The organism is Phenylobacterium sp. (assembly GCF_037189685.1).
Classification (GTDB): Bacteria; Pseudomonadota; Alphaproteobacteria; order Caulobacterales; family Caulobacteraceae; genus Phenylobacterium.
The window spans coordinates 124,639-139,924 of sequence record NZ_JBBCIT010000026.1; the positions used below are offsets into that span (position 1 = coordinate 124,639).

Consider the following 15,286-nt stretch of genomic DNA (forward strand, 5'->3'; position numbering starts at 1 on the left):
AGGCGGAGATCGTCCGCACCCTCAATAGCGACTTCGGAAACCGGGCGGTGATCAAGCCCCCGAGTTCACACCCGCCACCTCCGAGCTGATGGCAGCGATGTTGGCCAAGGTGTTCGACGAGGACGAGATCGCCCAGGCATTCTCGACCTCGCCTTCGACCACCTGATTCTTCACCGGAGCGACCTCGATCGCGCGCCACAATGTTCCCGACGATCAAGAACAACCTCGACTACACCGCTGTCCTCGCTGACCAACAACGCGGCGTCGGGGCGCCTCAATGGCGCCCCGACGCAGGCCGCGGCGCGTCCAGGGTCCGGGGGATTGCCCCACCTTCCCCGCGGCCGGATATCTCGACCCGTGGGCGACGACCCGCCTGCAGGCGCATGCAATCGACCAGGGCCTGCCGCCTCCGGAGACCTCGGCCTGCGCGAGCCTCAGCCCTCTGCAGCGCTTCGCGCTCTTCAAACTCAGCCGGCCCGGCCACGACAACGACAAGTTCGAACCCGCGATGCGCGAGTTCGGGCTCCTTGGGGCTGTGGGCGTGACCGCGAGCCGTCGAAGGCGGCTCTGCTAGCGCCCGACGATCAGCCGTAGCGACCCGTCGAAAAGCGGCGCGGCGCGCAGATGACCATGCTTGCGATCCCATTCGCCGCTCCGGAGGTCTTCGGCGAGGCGCTCCTCGAGTCGGACGACGACGCCGTCATCGACGAAACTCCAGGCCGAGCAGGCGCGCCGGGCGTCGGCGTCGAGGAACATCTCGGGGCGGCCGTAGTAGGCCTCCTGGAAGCCGTCCAAGCAGTCCAGCGGGATCGGCACGGTGTCGACGCTCACTTGCCCCCCGAGGGCGGCGGCGATGCGGTCCAGGCCGGGATAGCGCCTCGCCTCGACGGCAAGCACTTCCGGCGCGTATTCGGCCAACCAGAAGCCCTCTACGAGCACTGGGTCACAGGTCAGGATCACGATCGGGCCGCGCGTCACCCGCCGCACCTCGGCCAGGCCCTTCTCGAGGTCGGGCCACTGGTGAACCGAAAAGGTGGTCATTGCCGCGTCGAACGCGCCGTCCGCGAAGGGGAGATCCTCCGCCACCGCATCGACCGCCGGCTGCAGGTGGCCAGGCCGCTCGGCCCGCATGTTGGCCGAGGGCTCCACCGGCGTGACCGTCCGGCCGACGGGCTCATAGGACCCCGTGCCCGCGCCCACGTTCACCACGGTCCGGGCGTCGCCCAGGGCGCGCTCGATGGCCGCCGCGATGCGGGGGTCAGGCCGCCGATAGTCGACATAGGCGTCGCTGATCGCCCCGTAGTCGGCGTCGCCGGCTTGTTGGGGCGCCGTGGTCCCGGACCCCATGCGCTCAAGCCTTGGGCTTGAACGGCGCGGGCACACGCCCACTGCCCTGCCGCGCGAACATCCAGCCCGGATATTCGGCGGGCAGTTCGCTCACCGCGTCAAGCCGTGTCATCTCCTCCGGCGTCAGCGTGAGGCCGACGGCGGCCAGGTTGTCGTCGAGCTGCTCGACGGTCTTGGCGCCGATGATGACGCTCATGACGTGCGGCTTGGCCAGAAGCCAGGCCAGCGCCACCTGCGCGACCGACACCCCGTGCGCCTCGCCCACCTCGCGCATGACCTCGATACAGGCCCAGGCGCGGTCCTGGTTCACCGGCGGGAAATCGAACGTCGTGCGGCGTGACCCCTCGGGATTGTTCGACCCCGGCCCGAACTTGCCCGACAGCAGGCCGCCGGCCAGCGGCGACCAGACCATCAGGCCGAGCTGTTCGCTCTCCAGCATGGGGACCAGATCCCGCTCCAAGTCGCGGCCGGCGATGGTGTAGTATGCCTGCAGGGTCTCGAACCGCGCGTAGTTCCTGGCCTCCGAGAGGCCGAGCGCCTTGGCGATCTTCCAGGCCGCCCAGTTTGAGACGCCGACGTAGCGGACCATGCCCTGGCGCACCAGATCGTCCAGCGCCCGCAGCGTTTCGTCGATCGGGGTGACCGTGTCGTTGCCGTGGATCTGGTAGAGGTCGATGTGGTCGGCCTGCAGCCGCTCCAGGGAGCCGGAGACCGCGTCCATGATATGGCCGCGCGACGCCCCGCGGTCGTTCGGCCCCGGCCCCATCTGGCCGAACACCTTGGTGGCTAGCACCACGTCGCTGCGCTTCACACCGAGGTTCTTCAGCGACTGGCCCAGCCGCTCTTCCGAGGCGCCGAACGAGTAGACGTCCGCCGTGTCATAGAAATTAACGCCGGCCGCCAGGGCTTTCTCCATGATCGCGTCGACCTCGTCCTGCGGCAGGGAGCCGATCGCCTTCCAGAGGCCGGCCTGCTCGCCGCCGCCGAAGGTCATGGCGCCGAGGCAGATCTCGGAGACGTAGAGGCCGGTCCGGCCGAGCTGCTTGTACTTCATGACGACGTCTCCTGAACGATCGCGGGCCGCGCGCGGCCGGCTAGCTCTTGGGGGTCAACTTGAGGATCGCGCCCGCAGGGCCATCCTTCAGCACATAGACTGCCCCATCCGGCCCCTGGCGGATGTCGCGCAGGTTCAGCGGGCCGGGCAGTTCGATCCGCTCCTCGCCCACCACCTTCTCGCCTTTCCAGGTGAGGCGCGTGATGAAGCCGCCCGGCAGGCCCTGCGGCTGCTTGCCCGAGATCAGCATGCTGCCCTGCCACTTCGGGAACAGCTTGCCGGTGTAGAAGATCATGCCCGACGGCGCGATCACCGGGTCCCAGTAGTAGAGCGGCTGTTCCATGCCGGGCCGTTGGGTCTCGCCGCCCGTGATCGGCGTCTTCGCCGGGCCATAGTTCACGCCGTAGCTGATGGTCGGCCAGCCGTAGTCCTTGCCCTTGCGGATGACGTTGACCTCGTCGCCGCCCTGAGGGCCGTACTCGACCTCCCACAGCTCGCCCGTCCGCGGGTGGATCGCCGCAGCCTGGACGTTGCGATTGCCGTAGCTCCAGATCTTGTCCTGCGCCCCGGCCTTGCCGACGAACGGATTGTCCTTGGGGACCGAGCCATCGGGATTGATCCGCATGATCTTGCCCAGGCCGCTTCCCAGGTCCTGGGCCTGACGCTGGCCCTCCAGGATCGAGCGCTCGCCCTGGGTCACGAACAGCTTGCCGTCGCGGGCGAAGACCAGTCGCGAGCCGAAGTGCAGTGGCGACGCCAGCGACGGCGTCTGGCGATAGATCACCGTCAGGCCGTCGAGCTTCGGCGTCGGGCCGTCCACCAGCTTGCCGCGCGCGACGGCGGTGTTGTTGGTCTTCCCGTCGGCGTTGGGCTCGGCATAGCTGATGTAGACGAGCCGGTTGCTCTTGAAGGCAGGGTCCAGCGCCACATCCAGCAGGCCCCCCTGCCCACCCGAGTAGACCGCCGGGACACCCTCGACGGCCGTCTCTGTCAGGGTCCCGTCCTTGGCTACGATCCGCAGCTTGCCGGCGCGGCGCTCAGTCACCAGCATCCGGCCGTCGGGCAGGAAGGCGAGCGCCCAGGGAAACTGCAGCCCTTGGGTCACCGTCGTGGTCTCGAACGCCACGCCCAGCTTCTGCTCCGGCGCGCGGGTCTGGCCGGCGAAAGCCGGCTTGTAAGGCGTGATCGGCGGACGGGTCTCGACCTGGGCCGCGGCGGCGCCCGCGGTGGCGGACAGGAGGACGGCGGCGGCCAGGGCCAGGCGCATCGAGGTCATCGGGCGCTCCTACTGAGCCGGCGCAGGACGGGGCGCGGGCGGCGGCGCCTGCGGGTCCTTCTCGCCCAGCCCCACGACCTGGCCGCTGGCCAGGATATGGTTCTTCATCGCCGCGGTCAGGGCGTCATAGGTGGCGCCGGCCTCGGGCGGTAGGACGACGTCCAGGGCGAAAACCGCGAAGTGGTAGTTGTCCTTCGGTCCTGGCGGGGTGCGGGGTCCGGTGTAGGGCTTGGCTGATCCCATGTAGTTCGGACCATAGGCCGAGCCGGGGGGCTTGGCGTCGGGCGCCATGCCAGGCTCCAGATTCGTGACGTTCGGCGGGATGTTGAACATCGTCCAGTGCAGGACCGGCGCCCCACGGACCAGCAGCGAGCTGTCTTGCATGATGATGGCGTACGACTTCGTGGCCGCCGGCCCCTTGGTCCACGTCAGGCCCGGGAAGACGTTGCCACGATACTGGGTGTTCTCGAAGGGAATATCACCGCCATCCTTGAAGGCCGGGGTCGTCACCGTAAGCTTGCCCTTCGCCGGCATCAGCTCGACGGCGGTGCGCGCCTCCGGCTGCCCAGGGGTCGATCGGACCACCTGCGCCTGGACCGAAAACGCCGACGCCGCGCTCAGCGCCAAGGCCACGAGGATGGCCCCAAATCCGCCCTTCATGAACGCGTCCTTCCCTCTCGTTATGTAGTCGTACTACCTAACGTGCCTTCCTTGGCGGCGGGAAGGTCCATCGGCGCGGCGGAGTTGCAAAAATGGGTATGAGATCGACGTGGGTCGGCGCCGGCCTGATCGCCGTGGCGCTTGCGAGCCCGGCCACCAGCCAGACGCCCTTGGCCCCGGCCTCGCGCGGCGAGGCGCTCTACGCCGAGCGTTGCAAGGAATGTCACGAGTCCGGCGACGAGCGGGCCCCCACCCGGGCGCAGCTGGCCGCGAAGGCGCCCGGCGACATCGTCACAGCCCTGACGACGGGTCCCATGGCGCCCATGGCCGAGGACCTGACGCCCGAGGACAAGCAGGCGGTGGCCGCCTACCTGACCGCCCGCTAGGCCCATGCTGCTCCTCGCCCTCGCCTATCTCGGTGGCGCACTCACCATCGTCTCGCCGTGCATCCTTCCCGTGCTGCCCTTCGTCTTCGCCCGCGCCGAGCAGCCCTTCCTGCGTAGCGGCCTGCCGCTGCTCATCGGCATGGCGCTGACCTTCGCCGGCGTCGCGAGCCTGGCCGCGGTCGGCGGCGGCTGGGCCGTTCACGCCAACGCCTGGGGCCGCAACATCGCCCTGCTCGTGCTTGCGGGGCTCGGACTGCTGCTGCTGTTTCCAAAGCTCGCCGACCTGGCGACCCGCCCGCTCGTCGCCCTCGGCGCCCGGATCTCCGAGACCCGCGGATCGGGCGGGATCGGATCGTCCTTGCTGCTCGGGGCCGCCACCGGGCTGCTCTGGGCGCCGTGCGCCGGCCCCATCCTCGGTCTCGTTCTCGCCGGGGCGGCCCTGCAGGGCGCGAACGCGGCGAGCTCACTGCTGCTCCTGGCCTATGCCTTGGGCGCCGCGACGTCGCTGGGGCTCGCGCTCCTGGTGGGCGGACGGGTGTTCGCCGCCATGAAGCGCTCGCTCGGCGCCGTCGAATGGATGCGGCGCGGACTGGGCCTGCTGGTGCTGGCGGGCGTCGCGGCGATCGCGCTAGGCCTCGACACCGGACTGCTCACGCGCTTGTCCCTCGCCACCACCGCGCCCCTGGAGCAATCGTTGCTCGACCGGGCGAAGGGGGCGAAGGCGGCGACGCCGATCGCACCGGACGGCGTCCTGCCGGTGGAGGGCCAGATGCCGTCGCTGGACGGCGCCGTCACCTGGCTGAACTCGCCGCCGCTCACCACCGAGCGGCTCCGCGGCAAGGTCGTGCTCGTCGACTTCTGGACCTACTCCTGCATCAACTGCCTGCGGTCCCTTCCCTACGTCCGCGCCTGGGCGGAGAAGTACAAGGGTCAGGGCCTCGTGGTGATCGGCGTCCACACGCCGGAGTTCGCCTTCGAGCGGGACATCGGCAACGTCCGCAAGGCGACCCGCGACCTCAAGGTCGGTTACCCAGTCGCGGTCGACAACGACTGGCGGATCTGGCGGGCCTTCAGGAACAACTACTGGCCCGCGCACTACTTCATCGACGGCATGGGCCGCATCCGCCACCACCACTTCGGCGAAGGCCAGTACGACCAGTCCGAGCGCGTCATCCAGCGGCTGCTGGCCGAGAATGGCCGCCGCGGGGTCGCGCAGGACATCGCGCAGGTCGCGACGGAAGGCGCCAGCGTGCAGTCGAACCTCAAGACGATCCGCTCGCCCGAGACCTACCTCGGCTACGAGAAGGCCCGCCGGAACACCAACCCAGGCCCGTGGGCGAAGGACGTGCGTCACGACTACACGCTCACCCCGCCCGCCAAGCTCAACGACTGGTCGATCGGCGGCGCCTGGACGGTCGGCCATGAGGATGCGGCGTTGGCCGCGCCGGGCGGCCGCATTGTCTTCCGCTTCCACGCCCGCGACCTGAACCTCGTGCTGGGGCCAGCGGCGGACGGCCGTCCCGTACGCTTCCGGATCCGAATCGATGGCCGGCCGCCGGGCGGCGACCACGGCGTCGACGTGGATGCGACCGGCGCGGGACAGGTGGGCGGCGAGCGCCTCTATCAGCTCGTCCGCCAGGCCGGCCCCCTACGCGACCGGACCTTCGAGATCGAGTTCCTTGACGCGGGCGTGCACGCCTACGCCTTCACCTTCGGATGACCGTCATGCCCCGGCTGTTCTCATACGGCACTCTGCAACAGGAGAACGTGCAGCTTGAGACGTTCGGCCGACGCCTCGACGGCCAGCCCGACGCGCTCCCGGGCTTTCGCCGCGCTATGGTGCGGATCACCGACCCGGCGGTGATCGCGACCAGCGGCTCAGACCACCATCCGATCGTCACGCCGAGCGACCACCCCATCGACGAGGTCCGGGGGACAGTCTTCGAGATCACCGAGGCTGAGCTCGCGGCCGCCGACACCTACGAGGTCTCGGACTACAAGCGCGTGGCGGTCCAATTGAGATCCGGCCTGGACGCCTGGGTCTACGTTCGGGCCTGATCAGGCGCCGGCGCGGCCCGCCCTATGGCGCTTGATGAGCCTCTCGCGGCGAAGCCGGCTCACGCGATCAATCGACCGCACCCCATCGAGGTGATCCGTCTCGTGCTGCACGCAGACGGCATCGAACCCCTCCAGGCCGAGGCCGCTGCGGACGCCGGCCAGGTCTTCGAACTCGACCGCGATCCGGGCCGCGCGCCGCACCGGAAAGAAAAGGCCGGGCATCGAGAGGCAACCCTCTTCGACTTCGATCTCCTCGTTCGACCTTGGGATCACCACCGGATTGATAAGCACGAACCCGGGGCGGTCGTCGTCCGGCTTCATCGTGAAGATCCGCAGCGGGACGCCGACCTGGATGGCGGCGAGTCCTGCGCCGTGCGCCTGCGCCATGGTCTCGAACATATCCCGGACCAGGATCTGCACATCCTCGCCGATCGCCGGGACAGGCACCGAGGGATGGCGAAGCGCCGGATCGAGGATGTCGAGGATCGGTCTGACAGTCATCGCGCGTCCTCGACGGTCGTCGCGGCGCCGGCCTCGCCTACCAGCAGGTCCTCGTAGAAGGCCCCGATGGGCCGGGTCGGGTGCGCGATCTGGATTTCGAGAATCCAGACGCCCGGCGCGGGCCTGGCGTCGAACTCCCCGAGCTTGCCACCCTTGTAGATAGCGTGCGGGAAGTCCGAGACGCGATGGCCCTTCACCTGCCAGTTCAGGACCCAGCCCATCGCTTCGGCGCGCGCCTTCGCGAACGCGTAGAGCGCCGAGCCACTCAGACCCTCGTCGCGCCAGCGGCGGGCGACCTCGTGCCAAAGCGTGCGGGCCGCCGCGGCGCAGGCGTGCATCTCCGCGTCCTGTCCGACCACGAAGGTGTCGCCGGCGTCGCCCTCGTGCCCGTCCCACACGACCCCCAGGTCGACGTAGAAGAGGTCGTCCGCCTGCAGCACATAGTCCGGCTGGAAGTCGGCGAAGAAGGTCTCCAGCGTGCCGGGGCCGAAGCGGATGACGTTGCGGTGCCAGAGGCGGTCCATCCCCATCTCCGCGAGGAGCTCATCGGCGATCTCGTGGCAACGGCCTTCGGTCATGCCCGGCCGGACCGTCTCGGCGATCCGGCGGACGGCCTGGAAGGTGAGGTCCTGCGCCCGCAGCATCGCCGGCAGCGAGAAGGCCGCGCCCACCGCCTCGCGGGCCCGATGGGGATCGGCCGCGGCGCTCGCCATCAGCGCACCCGCTCGACGCCGGCCACAATCGCCTCGGCGCGCGCGAACAACTCAGGCTCGATGGTAAGATCGGCGGCCGCGGCGTTCTCGTCGAGCTGGGCCGGACGGCTCGCGCCGACGATGGCGGACGCGACGTTCGGCTCGCGCAGCACCCAGGCCAGCGCGAACTGGGAGAGCGTGCACCCGGCCTCGGCGGCGATCGGCTTCAGCTGCTGCACGGCCTCCAGCACCTCGGGCTTCATCCAGGCGTCCATCATGCGTCCCATGCTGTCGCTGGCGGCGCGGCTGTCCGCCGGCGGCTGGGCGCCCGGCGCGTACTTGCCGCTCAGCACCCCTTGCGCCAGCGGCGACCAGACGATCTGCGAGACGCCGTTGGCGGCGCTGATCGGGATCACCTTCTGCTCGGGCCGCCGATAGAGCAGCGAATACTGCGGCTGGCTGGAGACGAACCGCTCGACGCCGGGGATCGCGAGCGCCGCCTCGATCTTGTCAGGCGCCCATTCGCTGAAGCCGATCCAGCGGACCTTGCCGGCGCGCACGATCTCGCTCAGCGCCTCCAGGGTCTCCTCGAGCGGCGTGTTCGGGTCGTAGCGATGGCACTGGTAGAGATCGACGTAGTCCGTCCGCAGGCGTTGGAGCGACGCATCGATCTGTTTCAGCACCTGGGCGCGCGAGAGGCCCTGGTCGCCGCCGCCCATGTCGCCCCACAGCTTGGTCGCCAGGATGTAGCTGTCCCGCGGGCGTCCGCTCAGCACCTCGCCCAGCACCGTCTCGGCCGCGCCCCGGCCATAGACGTTGGCGGTGTCGATGAAGTTGATCCCCAGGTCGAAGGATCGGTCGACGCAGGCGCGGGTCTTGTCCGCTTCCACGCCGACGCCATACGTCAGCCAAGACCCCAGCGAGATCGCCGACACCTTGAGATCGCTCGCACCGAGCTGGCGGTATTGCATGTCGTGCTCCCTTGGGCTTCTGCGTCGCCACTCGGGCGCGATATCCGCCAGTATATAGCGGGCCGTGGCGAGCGCGAGGCGCCCCGGCCAGTGATCCGGCGCGGACGCGCGATGGACGGGCGGCGCCGCGCCGTGATTGATATCAGGCGTAGGCTCCGCGCCGTGGCCCAGGAGGCGCATCCATGCCGACCATCGGCCCGCTGAAACTCAAGGTGCAGATCCTTTGCGGCGACGTGCCGGCCATGGGCCCCGGCAAGGCCGACCTGCTCGAGGCGATCGATCGCGCCGGCTCCATCTCGGCCGCCGGCCGCGACCTCGGCATGAGCTATCGTCGCGCCTGGATGCTGGTCGACGAGATGAACCGGTGCTGGTCCGGACGCCTGGTGGAAGCCCGATCGGGTGGCGGTGAGCTGAGCGGCGCGCGGCTGACCGCCCAGGGGCGGGACGTCCTGGCGGCCTACCGCACGGTCGAGGCCGCGCTCGTCAGGGCCGCGCGCAGCGAGGCGCTCGACCGGCTTCAGGCCGGCCTTCGGTCCGATCCGGTCCCGCGCTCAGGCGCGGCGTAGGATGCGTTCCGGCGGGGCGATCACCGTCTCCCGTCGCCGCCCCTCGATCGCGCGGAGCGAACGCGACCGGACCGTCGCCCAGCGGCAATTGCCGGGCATGAAGTCGCGGTTCGGATCGAGGCGCACGAGGATCTTGCCTGGCGGCCGCTCACCCATGTCGGCGAGGAAGAGTTCGTAGTTCTCGGCCCAACGGGGGGCGACGGCGATCCCCTGCGCTCCAAAGTCCCGGAACCGCGGCGAAGCGGTATTCGTGCAGTAGGTGTTGATCTGCTGCCAGGCGCGGTAGGTGGGGTCGTGGCGCTTCTTGGCGCGATGGCCGTGCAAGGTCAGCCGCTCGGCCGAGATCTCCCGATGCAGGCAGCCGCAGCTCTGCGTCCGCCCGGCCCGCACCGCGGCGCCGTTGGCGATCGTGGTCTCCCCGCAATCGCACTTGAAGCGCCAGTAGGCGTGATGGCGCGGGGTGTCGTGGTACGCGACGCCGAGCAGGCGACCGAACCGCAACCCCACCATGTCGATCCGGACCTTGCGCGCCACGTCGCCTCACCTGCCGCTCCACGCTGTATATGACGGTATATAGCATCACAGATGCAGCGACATCGGCAGATTGCTTGGCAAAGCGACGCGCATCAGGCGACTTGGCGGCCCCGTTGCGCCAAGAGCGGACCTTGAGGGCGCGGCGGCGAGCGGACAGAGACGGGCGCGGCCACTCGCCGTGCGTCTAGGGCGCGCCCTCAAGCTCCAGACCGGCCTTGATGAGCTCCAGCCGACTTTGCGCGAAGCACTCCGTGGGGACGAACTCGCCCTCCCGGTCCAGCAGGTCCGCCCATCTGTCGACCAGTTGCTCGGCGGCGTCGGCGCCGTCGCCGATATGCACGCCCCGCGTGAGCGTGGCGTAGTTGACCTCAAAACTCCCCGCGCCGGCCGCCAGAATGGTCTTGCTCGGCGCGTCGTCCCGCACCAGGGCGAGAAGTCCGGGGCTGACCAGGTCCGGCTGCAGGAGGGCGAGATGCTCCGGAGGCAGGAGGCCGTCTAGCATCTGGGTCGAGGCGGTCGGCGCCAGGCAATTCACCCGGATATCGTGCTTCCGGCCCTCGATGGCGAGCGTGTTCATCAGCCCCACCAGCCCCATCTTCGCAGCGCTGTAGCCGGCCTGGCCGAAGTTCCCGTAGAGCCCCGACGAGGAGGCGGTCATCACGACGCGGCCGTACCTCTGCCGCTGCATCATCTCCCAGACGGCCTTCGTGCAGATGGCCGCGCCCAGGAGATGAACGTCGAGGACGAGCCGGAAGTCGTCCAGGTTCATCTTCGCAAACGACTTGTCGCGCAGGATCCCGGCGTTGTTGACGAGGATGTCGACCCTCCCCCAGCGCGCCAGCGTCCCACGCACTATCGCCTCGATGGCCTCGACATCGGTCACCGATGCGACTGCCGCCTGCGCCTCGCCGCCTTCCGCCACGATCTCACGCGCCACCGCCTGGGCCGCGGCAGTCATATCGTTCCCACCACCTTGGCTCCACGGCGCGCGAGCAGCCGGGCATGGGCGCGGCCCAGGCCCGCGCCCGCGCCGGTGACGATCGCCACTCGACCGGCCAGATCGATCCTGTCCGACACCGCGCTCATCTCACGATGTTCCCCAGCTTCACGCTGTCATGGGAGTGTTCGGAGACGGTCGAGGCGAAGAGTTCGAACCCGAAGTGCATGTTGAAGTCGTCGGTGAAGAGCCGCTTCCATCGCCGGCGCGCCAATTGCGTCGTCAAGCGCCGGACGACCCGGCTGCTCTGCATGATCTGCGCCGCCAGCTCCCGCGCGCGCGGGAGGAGTTGTTCGCGGGACATCACTTCGTTCACCATCCCCAGACGCAGGGCCTCGTCGGCGTCGACGCCGCCGTTGGCGAGCGCCAGGTAGTTGGCGCGCTTCATGCCCAGAAGCTCCTGGTAGACCAGGAACTGGCCGTCGCCGGGCACCATGCCCAGCGGGATGTGCGCCTCCATGAAGCGCACGTCGTCGGCGCAGATCGTGAGATCCGCCAGGAGCGCGATCTCCAGGTGATGGCCGGGTCCGTTGATGACCCCGATGACAGGGATGTCGACCGACCAGAGCTGGTTCTCCTGCAGCTTGGTGCCGTCGACGTACCAGATGTCGTAGCAGCGACGCAGGAACTCGGCGTGGCTGATCCCGAAGCTCTCCTCATTGAAGCCCTGCGCCAGCCAGCGATCGCCGGTGCCGCCGATGATCAGGAGCTCGTTCTCACGATCAGCCCCCACCGCGGCGAACATCTGTGGCCACGCGCGGTGCAGCTCGTAGCTCCAGCGCGGCGTGCCGCCGTTCTCGTGCATCCGCACCTCGATGATCCCGTCGGTGCGGGTCATCACGAAATGCTCGGCGAACCGCTTGCTGTAGCTCTCGAACGGCTCGTCCACGACGAAACTGACGCCCATGGCTCTCCCTCCCGCAAAGGCGTCGTTCGACGCCGCTGTATGAACGCGAATTATATTCTAGAATTCTATTCGAATCACTGCAAGCCTGCATGGCCCGCGCCTTACCCGCGTGCGTCGGCGGGCTGCGAGAGGTGCAAGCGCCCTGAGGGCTGAGATCAGATGTGTGCGGCCGGCGGCCCGACGGCGGCGGCGCGCTCGATCGGCAGGAGGATCGCGCTCCAGTCGATGTCGTGGCCCTCTTGGGCCAGGAGCGAAAGCAGGTGGCCCTGGACGACGCCCAGCAGCGGCATCGGCGTCTGCAGCGACGCGGCGGCGGCCGCGATCAGATCGACGTCCTTGAGGCCGAGGGGTGCGGCGAAGCCCGGCGGCGAGAAGCGGCGCGTCTGCATGAGACGACCGTAGGTCTCGTAGACGGGGTGCGGCAGGACCTCCGTGAGCAGATCGACGAGGGTCTCCGGCGCGAGGCCGCCCTTCTGCGCCAGGGTCATGGCTTCGCCGAGCGCCTCGATCGCCGAGGCGACCATGAAGTTACCGCAGAGCTTGAGAAGGTTGGCGGCCGGGGGTCGCTCGCCCACCACGAACAGCCGGTCCGCCAGCGCGGTGAAGATAGGTCGGCAAGCCTCGATCGCGCCCGACGGACCGGCCGCGACGATGGCGAGCTTGGCGGCTCGCGCAGCCTCGGGCCGGCCGAAGACCGGCGCGGACACCAAGGTCGAGCCCTGCGCCCGATGTGCGGCCTCCAACCGCTCGGCCAAGGCGACGCTTATGGTGCTCATCGAGACGTGGACCGGGGCGCCGCTCGCCAACAGCCCGCCGTCGCCGAACGCGACGGCGTCCACGGCGCGATCGTCGGCCAGCATGCTGACGACGATCTGCGCCCCGGCCGCGGCGGCGGCAACCGAAGGCGCGATCCGCGCGCCCATCGCGGCCAGGTCGGCCGTCCGTCCGGTTCCACGCGGCCACCTCGTGACCGGCGGCCACGAGGTTGGCGGCCATGGCGGCCCCCATTCGGCCGAGGCCCAGGAAGCCGATCCTCATGCCCCGAACTCCTTTGGGTCGCCGAACGGCTCAGCCGCCCTCGTCGAGCGCCCCGACATCGGCGTCGCCCGTGTTCAGTCGGCCGGTGCGGGCCCGGACGATGGTGTCGACCGCGAAGCGGGAGAGATGCTCGAGGGCGACCACGTTGGGCACCGCCCCCTTCCAGCGACTGATCCAGTCGATCAGCACCGACTGCATGGTCACCGCCGTCGTCAGCCGCACGATGATGCGCACGGCCAGCTGCAGCTGAGCGGGATCCGTCTCGGGGTCGCGCGCGACGAGCAAGGCGGTGAAGTTCTCGACCGCCGCTTCCCAGACCTTGGTCCTCATCTCGGTGATGTGGCCGGTGTCCGCCAGGTAGGCGGCGCCCAGGACGTGGGCCTCGCGCCGGTAGAAACGGTCGACGGACTTCATGATCGCGCGGACCATCTGGTCGTCCGTCCGTCCCTCCCACTTGGCGGGCGCACTGAGCGGTCCCATGCAGGTGATCGCTTGATCGGAGACCTTCAGGTGAAGTCCCGCAAGCAGGGCCTTCTTGTCCTTGAAACGCGCGTAGATCGAACCCACGGCCACGTCGGCATGGGTGGCGAGATCGGAGATGGTGATCTCGTCGAAGGGCTTGGTCTTCAGGAGCGCGTCCAGCGAGCGATAGACTTCGTCCATGGTCCGCTGGCTTCGCGCCTGCGCCGGTGCGCGGATCACATCAATCATGTCGCCCAGGGATCCATCGGGGGTTGAGGCCCTCGCGAAGCGCGCGAGGACTCGCGTGACCACTTGGTCGCGTATTCCGCGCGCAAGATCAAGAATGGCGTTCTATTTTCCAGCGACATGTCAGGCCGCTTGGCCGGGCGCGGATCGTGCGGGCACCGGCGCCTCGGCGGCGCGGCGCAAGCCCGCGCAGGCGAGCGCGGCGATCAAGGCGGGGGTCGCCAGCAGGGCCAGGAGCGCGCCTTCCGGCAGTCCCCCGGCCAGCAGGAAGCCGCACAGCGCGGGCCCGGCGATCGCCCCACCACGCCCGGCGGTCGCGGCGAAGCCGATGCCCGTGGCGCGCATCGCCGTCGGGTAGAGGCCGCCGGCGAAGGCGTTGAGGAGCAGCTGGCTGCCGCCGGAGACGCAGCCCAGCAAGGCGCAGAGAACGAGCACGACCGCGAACGGCGCGCCCAACAAGGCGCCGGTGGCGGCGAACAGGCCTGCGCCGATGACGTAGGTGACCGGGAGAACCTTACCCATCCCGAACCGGTCGGCGGCCCAGCCCAAGGGGAAACTGCCGACGATGACCCCGAAGTTCAGCATCGCGCCGGACAGCGCCGCCAGCGACTCGGGCGTTCCCGCCGAGGTGAGGATGAGCGGCATCCAGCTCAGCATCGAATAGAACAGCACCATGTTGGCGGCGCAGATCAGCCAAAGCAGCAGCGTGCTGCGGCGGAAAGCCGGGCCCAGCAAGGCCGCAACGCCCTGGGCGGCGACGGCGGGCTCGGCGGCAGGCGGCGCACGCCAACCTCGCTGGACGAGGGCGGCGATCCGCCGCTCGTCACTGTCGCGCCCGGGACCGACCCGGCGCTTGGCGCGGTCCATCAGGAAGAGCGGGGATTCCGGCAGCCAGAGCGCCAGGACTGGGAGCATCAGGAGGGGCGCGACGCCACCCACCACGAAGAGGGGTCGCCAGCCGGTGACCGGTAGAAGCCAGGCGCTGATCGCGCCGGCGACGAGCCCGCCGATGGGAACGCCCGCGCCGAGCACGACGACCATGCGCGAGCGTAGGTGCGCGGGTGCGAACTCGCTGACGAGGACGATGACGTTCGGCAGGACGGCGCCCATGCCGACGCCGCCCACGAAGCGCAGGAGGAGCAGTTCCGTGGTCGAGTGCGCCGCCGCACAGGCCAGGGTGCAGAGCCCGAACGTCGCGACGCAGATCAGAGTCATGGGCTTGCGACCGAAGCGGTCCGACAGGGGCCCCTGCCCGACCATGCCCACGAGCATGCCCGCGATGCCGGAGGAGAAGATCAGGCCGAAGACCTCCTTCTCGACCTGCCATTCGCGACCGATGGCGGGCGCCATGAAGGCGATCATCTGGACGTCGAAGCCGTCGAGGAACGCCACCAGCATGCAGACCGACACGACGAGCAGATGCAGCGGCCGCAGGGGCGTGGGCGCGGGCTCGGCGGCGTCGTGAAGCAGGGTGAGCGGCATCTGCGGTCTCCTGCCGAAGCATCACACGCTGGCGCGGATCAGGCGCGGGGTTCGTGCGTGACCGCGACGATAGAGGACGCCGCGCGCACCCGCGGGTGCGCGCGGCCGG

The 15,286-nt window shown here is 69.5% G+C and carries 19 protein-coding genes and 1 pseudogene; 4 read left to right on the top strand and 16 right to left on the bottom strand.

Translation table 11 applies throughout. The features are described from left to right. Positions 1-51: 51 nt before the first annotated feature. The 5 genes from WG212_RS15145 to WG212_RS15165 all read right to left on the bottom strand — a co-directional run bounded on the left by WG212_RS15145 (position 52) and on the right by WG212_RS15165 (position 4,337). Positions 52-174 (bottom strand): hypothetical protein, encoded by a 123-nt coding sequence (locus WG212_RS15145; protein WP_337187942.1) that lies wholly within the window; start codon positions 172-174, stop codon positions 52-54. A gap of 396 nt (positions 175-570) precedes the next feature. Continuing rightward, a complete protein-coding gene (locus WG212_RS15150; RefSeq protein WP_337187943.1) occupies positions 571-1,347 on the bottom strand; it encodes a class I SAM-dependent methyltransferase in 777 nt (258 codons plus the stop codon). 4 nt (positions 1,348-1,351) lie between these two features. After that, entirely contained in the window at positions 1,352-2,401 is a 1,050-nt protein-coding gene (locus tag WG212_RS15155; protein WP_337187944.1) for an aldo/keto reductase, read from the bottom strand. Between the two features lie 40 nt (positions 2,402-2,441). After that, a complete protein-coding gene (locus WG212_RS15160; protein ID WP_337187945.1) occupies positions 2,442-3,677 on the bottom strand; it encodes a PQQ-dependent sugar dehydrogenase in 1,236 nt (411 codons plus the stop codon). A gap of 9 nt (positions 3,678-3,686) precedes the next feature. After that, positions 3,687-4,337, bottom strand: a complete 651-nt coding sequence (locus tag WG212_RS15165) for a YbhB/YbcL family Raf kinase inhibitor-like protein (protein WP_337187946.1) — start codon at positions 4,335-4,337, stop codon at positions 3,687-3,689. Between the two features lie 92 nt (positions 4,338-4,429). Here WG212_RS15165 and WG212_RS15170 point away from each other — a divergent pair, with 92 nt between their 5' ends. Genes WG212_RS15170 through WG212_RS15180 form a run of 3 tightly spaced genes read left to right on the top strand, consistent with a single transcriptional unit; the run spans position 4,430 to position 6,781 of the window. Next, a complete protein-coding gene (locus WG212_RS15170) occupies positions 4,430-4,723 on the top strand; it encodes a cytochrome c (protein WP_337187947.1) in 294 nt (97 codons plus the stop codon). 4 nt (positions 4,724-4,727) lie between these two features. Continuing rightward, positions 4,728-6,443, top strand: coding sequence for a cytochrome c biogenesis protein CcdA (locus WG212_RS15175; protein WP_337187948.1), 1,716 nt, complete (start codon positions 4,728-4,730; stop codon positions 6,441-6,443). Positions 6,444-6,448: 5 nt separating this feature from the next. Then, positions 6,449-6,781 carry a gamma-glutamylcyclotransferase family protein gene (locus tag WG212_RS15180; RefSeq protein WP_337187949.1) on the top strand — a complete coding sequence of 111 codons (333 nt, stop codon included), beginning with the start codon at positions 6,449-6,451 and terminating at the stop codon, positions 6,779-6,781. Here WG212_RS15180 and def read toward each other — a convergent pair whose 3' ends face one another. From def to WG212_RS15195, 3 genes are read right to left on the bottom strand one after another with little or no spacing between them, the layout of a single operon-like run. Beyond that, on the bottom strand, positions 6,782-7,282 hold the full coding sequence (def, locus tag WG212_RS15185; RefSeq protein ID WP_337187950.1) for a peptide deformylase: 501 nt from the start codon (positions 7,280-7,282) through the stop codon (positions 6,782-6,784). Further along, on the bottom strand, positions 7,279-7,995 hold the full coding sequence (locus tag WG212_RS15190) for a M24 family metallopeptidase (protein WP_337187951.1): 717 nt from the start codon (positions 7,993-7,995) through the stop codon (positions 7,279-7,281). The genes def and WG212_RS15190 overlap by 4 nt, the downstream gene beginning before the upstream one ends. Continuing rightward, entirely contained in the window at positions 7,995-8,945 is a 951-nt protein-coding gene (locus WG212_RS15195) for an aldo/keto reductase family protein (protein WP_337187952.1), read from the bottom strand. The genes WG212_RS15190 and WG212_RS15195 overlap by 1 nt, the downstream gene beginning before the upstream one ends. Before the next feature lie 182 nt (positions 8,946-9,127). Here WG212_RS15195 and WG212_RS15200 point away from each other — a divergent pair, with 182 nt between their 5' ends. After that, positions 9,128-9,511 (top strand): LysR family transcriptional regulator, encoded by a 384-nt coding sequence (locus WG212_RS15200; RefSeq protein ID WP_337187953.1) that lies wholly within the window; start codon positions 9,128-9,130, stop codon positions 9,509-9,511. On the opposite strand, the gene WG212_RS15205 is transcribed toward WG212_RS15200, so the two are convergent. The 8 genes and pseudogenes from WG212_RS15205 to WG212_RS15240 all read right to left on the bottom strand — a co-directional run bounded on the left by WG212_RS15205 (position 9,497) and on the right by WG212_RS15240 (position 15,177). Further along, positions 9,497-10,045, bottom strand: a complete 549-nt coding sequence (locus WG212_RS15205) for a hypothetical protein (RefSeq protein ID WP_337187954.1) — start codon at positions 10,043-10,045, stop codon at positions 9,497-9,499. The genes WG212_RS15200 and WG212_RS15205 overlap by 15 nt on opposite strands. Positions 10,046-10,229: 184 nt before the next feature. Then, positions 10,230-11,003, bottom strand: coding sequence for an SDR family NAD(P)-dependent oxidoreductase (locus WG212_RS15210; RefSeq protein WP_337187955.1), 774 nt, complete (start codon positions 11,001-11,003; stop codon positions 10,230-10,232). Further along, complete coding sequence (locus tag WG212_RS15215; RefSeq protein WP_337187956.1) at positions 11,000-11,131, bottom strand: hypothetical protein; 132 nt, start codon at positions 11,129-11,131, stop codon at positions 11,000-11,002. The genes WG212_RS15210 and WG212_RS15215 overlap by 4 nt, the downstream gene beginning before the upstream one ends. Next, positions 11,128-11,949 carry an enoyl-CoA hydratase/isomerase family protein gene (locus WG212_RS15220; RefSeq protein WP_337187957.1) on the bottom strand — a complete coding sequence of 274 codons (822 nt, stop codon included), beginning with the start codon at positions 11,947-11,949 and terminating at the stop codon, positions 11,128-11,130. The genes WG212_RS15215 and WG212_RS15220 overlap by 4 nt, the downstream gene beginning before the upstream one ends. 155 nt (positions 11,950-12,104) lie before the next feature. Further along, complete coding sequence (locus tag WG212_RS15225; RefSeq protein WP_337187960.1) at positions 12,105-12,527, bottom strand: NAD-binding protein; 423 nt, start codon at positions 12,525-12,527, stop codon at positions 12,105-12,107. 3 nt (positions 12,528-12,530) lie between these two features. Next, positions 12,531-12,908 (bottom strand): annotated as a pseudogene (locus tag WG212_RS15230) (NAD(P)-binding domain-containing protein); the annotation flags it as partial. A gap of 109 nt (positions 12,909-13,017) precedes the next feature. Beyond that, positions 13,018-13,698, bottom strand: a complete 681-nt coding sequence (locus WG212_RS15235) for a TetR/AcrR family transcriptional regulator (protein ID WP_337187958.1) — start codon at positions 13,696-13,698, stop codon at positions 13,018-13,020. Between the two features lie 120 nt (positions 13,699-13,818). After that, complete coding sequence (locus WG212_RS15240; protein ID WP_337187959.1) at positions 13,819-15,177, bottom strand: MFS transporter; 1,359 nt, start codon at positions 15,175-15,177, stop codon at positions 13,819-13,821. Positions 15,178-15,286 lie beyond the last annotated feature (109 nt).

What these genes read in the sequence shown, in the direction of transcription:
- def (WP_337187950.1), bottom strand. Translation starts at nt 7,282, where the DNA reads ATGACTGTCAGACCGATCCTCGACATCCTCGATCCGGCGCTTCGCCAT.
- WG212_RS15215 (WP_337187956.1), bottom strand. Translation starts at nt 11,131, where the DNA reads ATGAGCGCGGTGTCGGACAGGATCGATCTGGCCGGTCGAGTGGCGATC.
- WG212_RS15170 (WP_337187947.1), top strand. Translation starts at nt 4,430, where the DNA reads ATGGGTATGAGATCGACGTGGGTCGGCGCCGGCCTGATCGCCGTGGCG.
- WG212_RS15235 (WP_337187958.1), bottom strand. Translation starts at nt 13,698, where the DNA reads ATGATTGATGTGATCCGCGCACCGGCGCAGGCGCGAAGCCAGCGGACC.
- WG212_RS15155 (WP_337187944.1), bottom strand. Translation starts at nt 2,401, where the DNA reads ATGAAGTACAAGCAGCTCGGCCGGACCGGCCTCTACGTCTCCGAGATC.
- WG212_RS15195 (WP_337187952.1), bottom strand. Translation starts at nt 8,945, where the DNA reads ATGCAATACCGCCAGCTCGGTGCGAGCGATCTCAAGGTGTCGGCGATC.
- WG212_RS15240 (WP_337187959.1), bottom strand. Translation starts at nt 15,177, where the DNA reads ATGCCGCTCACCCTGCTTCACGACGCCGCCGAGCCCGCGCCCACGCCC.
- WG212_RS15150 (WP_337187943.1), bottom strand. Translation starts at nt 1,347, where the DNA reads ATGGGGTCCGGGACCACGGCGCCCCAACAAGCCGGCGACGCCGACTAC.
- WG212_RS15175 (WP_337187948.1), top strand. Translation starts at nt 4,728, where the DNA reads ATGCTGCTCCTCGCCCTCGCCTATCTCGGTGGCGCACTCACCATCGTC.
- WG212_RS15165 (WP_337187946.1), bottom strand. Translation starts at nt 4,337, where the DNA reads ATGAAGGGCGGATTTGGGGCCATCCTCGTGGCCTTGGCGCTGAGCGCG.
- WG212_RS15180 (WP_337187949.1), top strand. Translation starts at nt 6,449, where the DNA reads ATGCCCCGGCTGTTCTCATACGGCACTCTGCAACAGGAGAACGTGCAG.
- WG212_RS15200 (WP_337187953.1), top strand. Translation starts at nt 9,128, where the DNA reads ATGCCGACCATCGGCCCGCTGAAACTCAAGGTGCAGATCCTTTGCGGC.
- WG212_RS15160 (WP_337187945.1), bottom strand. Translation starts at nt 3,677, where the DNA reads ATGACCTCGATGCGCCTGGCCCTGGCCGCCGCCGTCCTCCTGTCCGCC.
- WG212_RS15190 (WP_337187951.1), bottom strand. Translation starts at nt 7,995, where the DNA reads ATGGCGAGCGCCGCGGCCGATCCCCATCGGGCCCGCGAGGCGGTGGGC.
- WG212_RS15220 (WP_337187957.1), bottom strand. Translation starts at nt 11,949, where the DNA reads ATGGGCGTCAGTTTCGTCGTGGACGAGCCGTTCGAGAGCTACAGCAAG.
- WG212_RS15210 (WP_337187955.1), bottom strand. Translation starts at nt 11,003, where the DNA reads ATGACTGCCGCGGCCCAGGCGGTGGCGCGTGAGATCGTGGCGGAAGGC.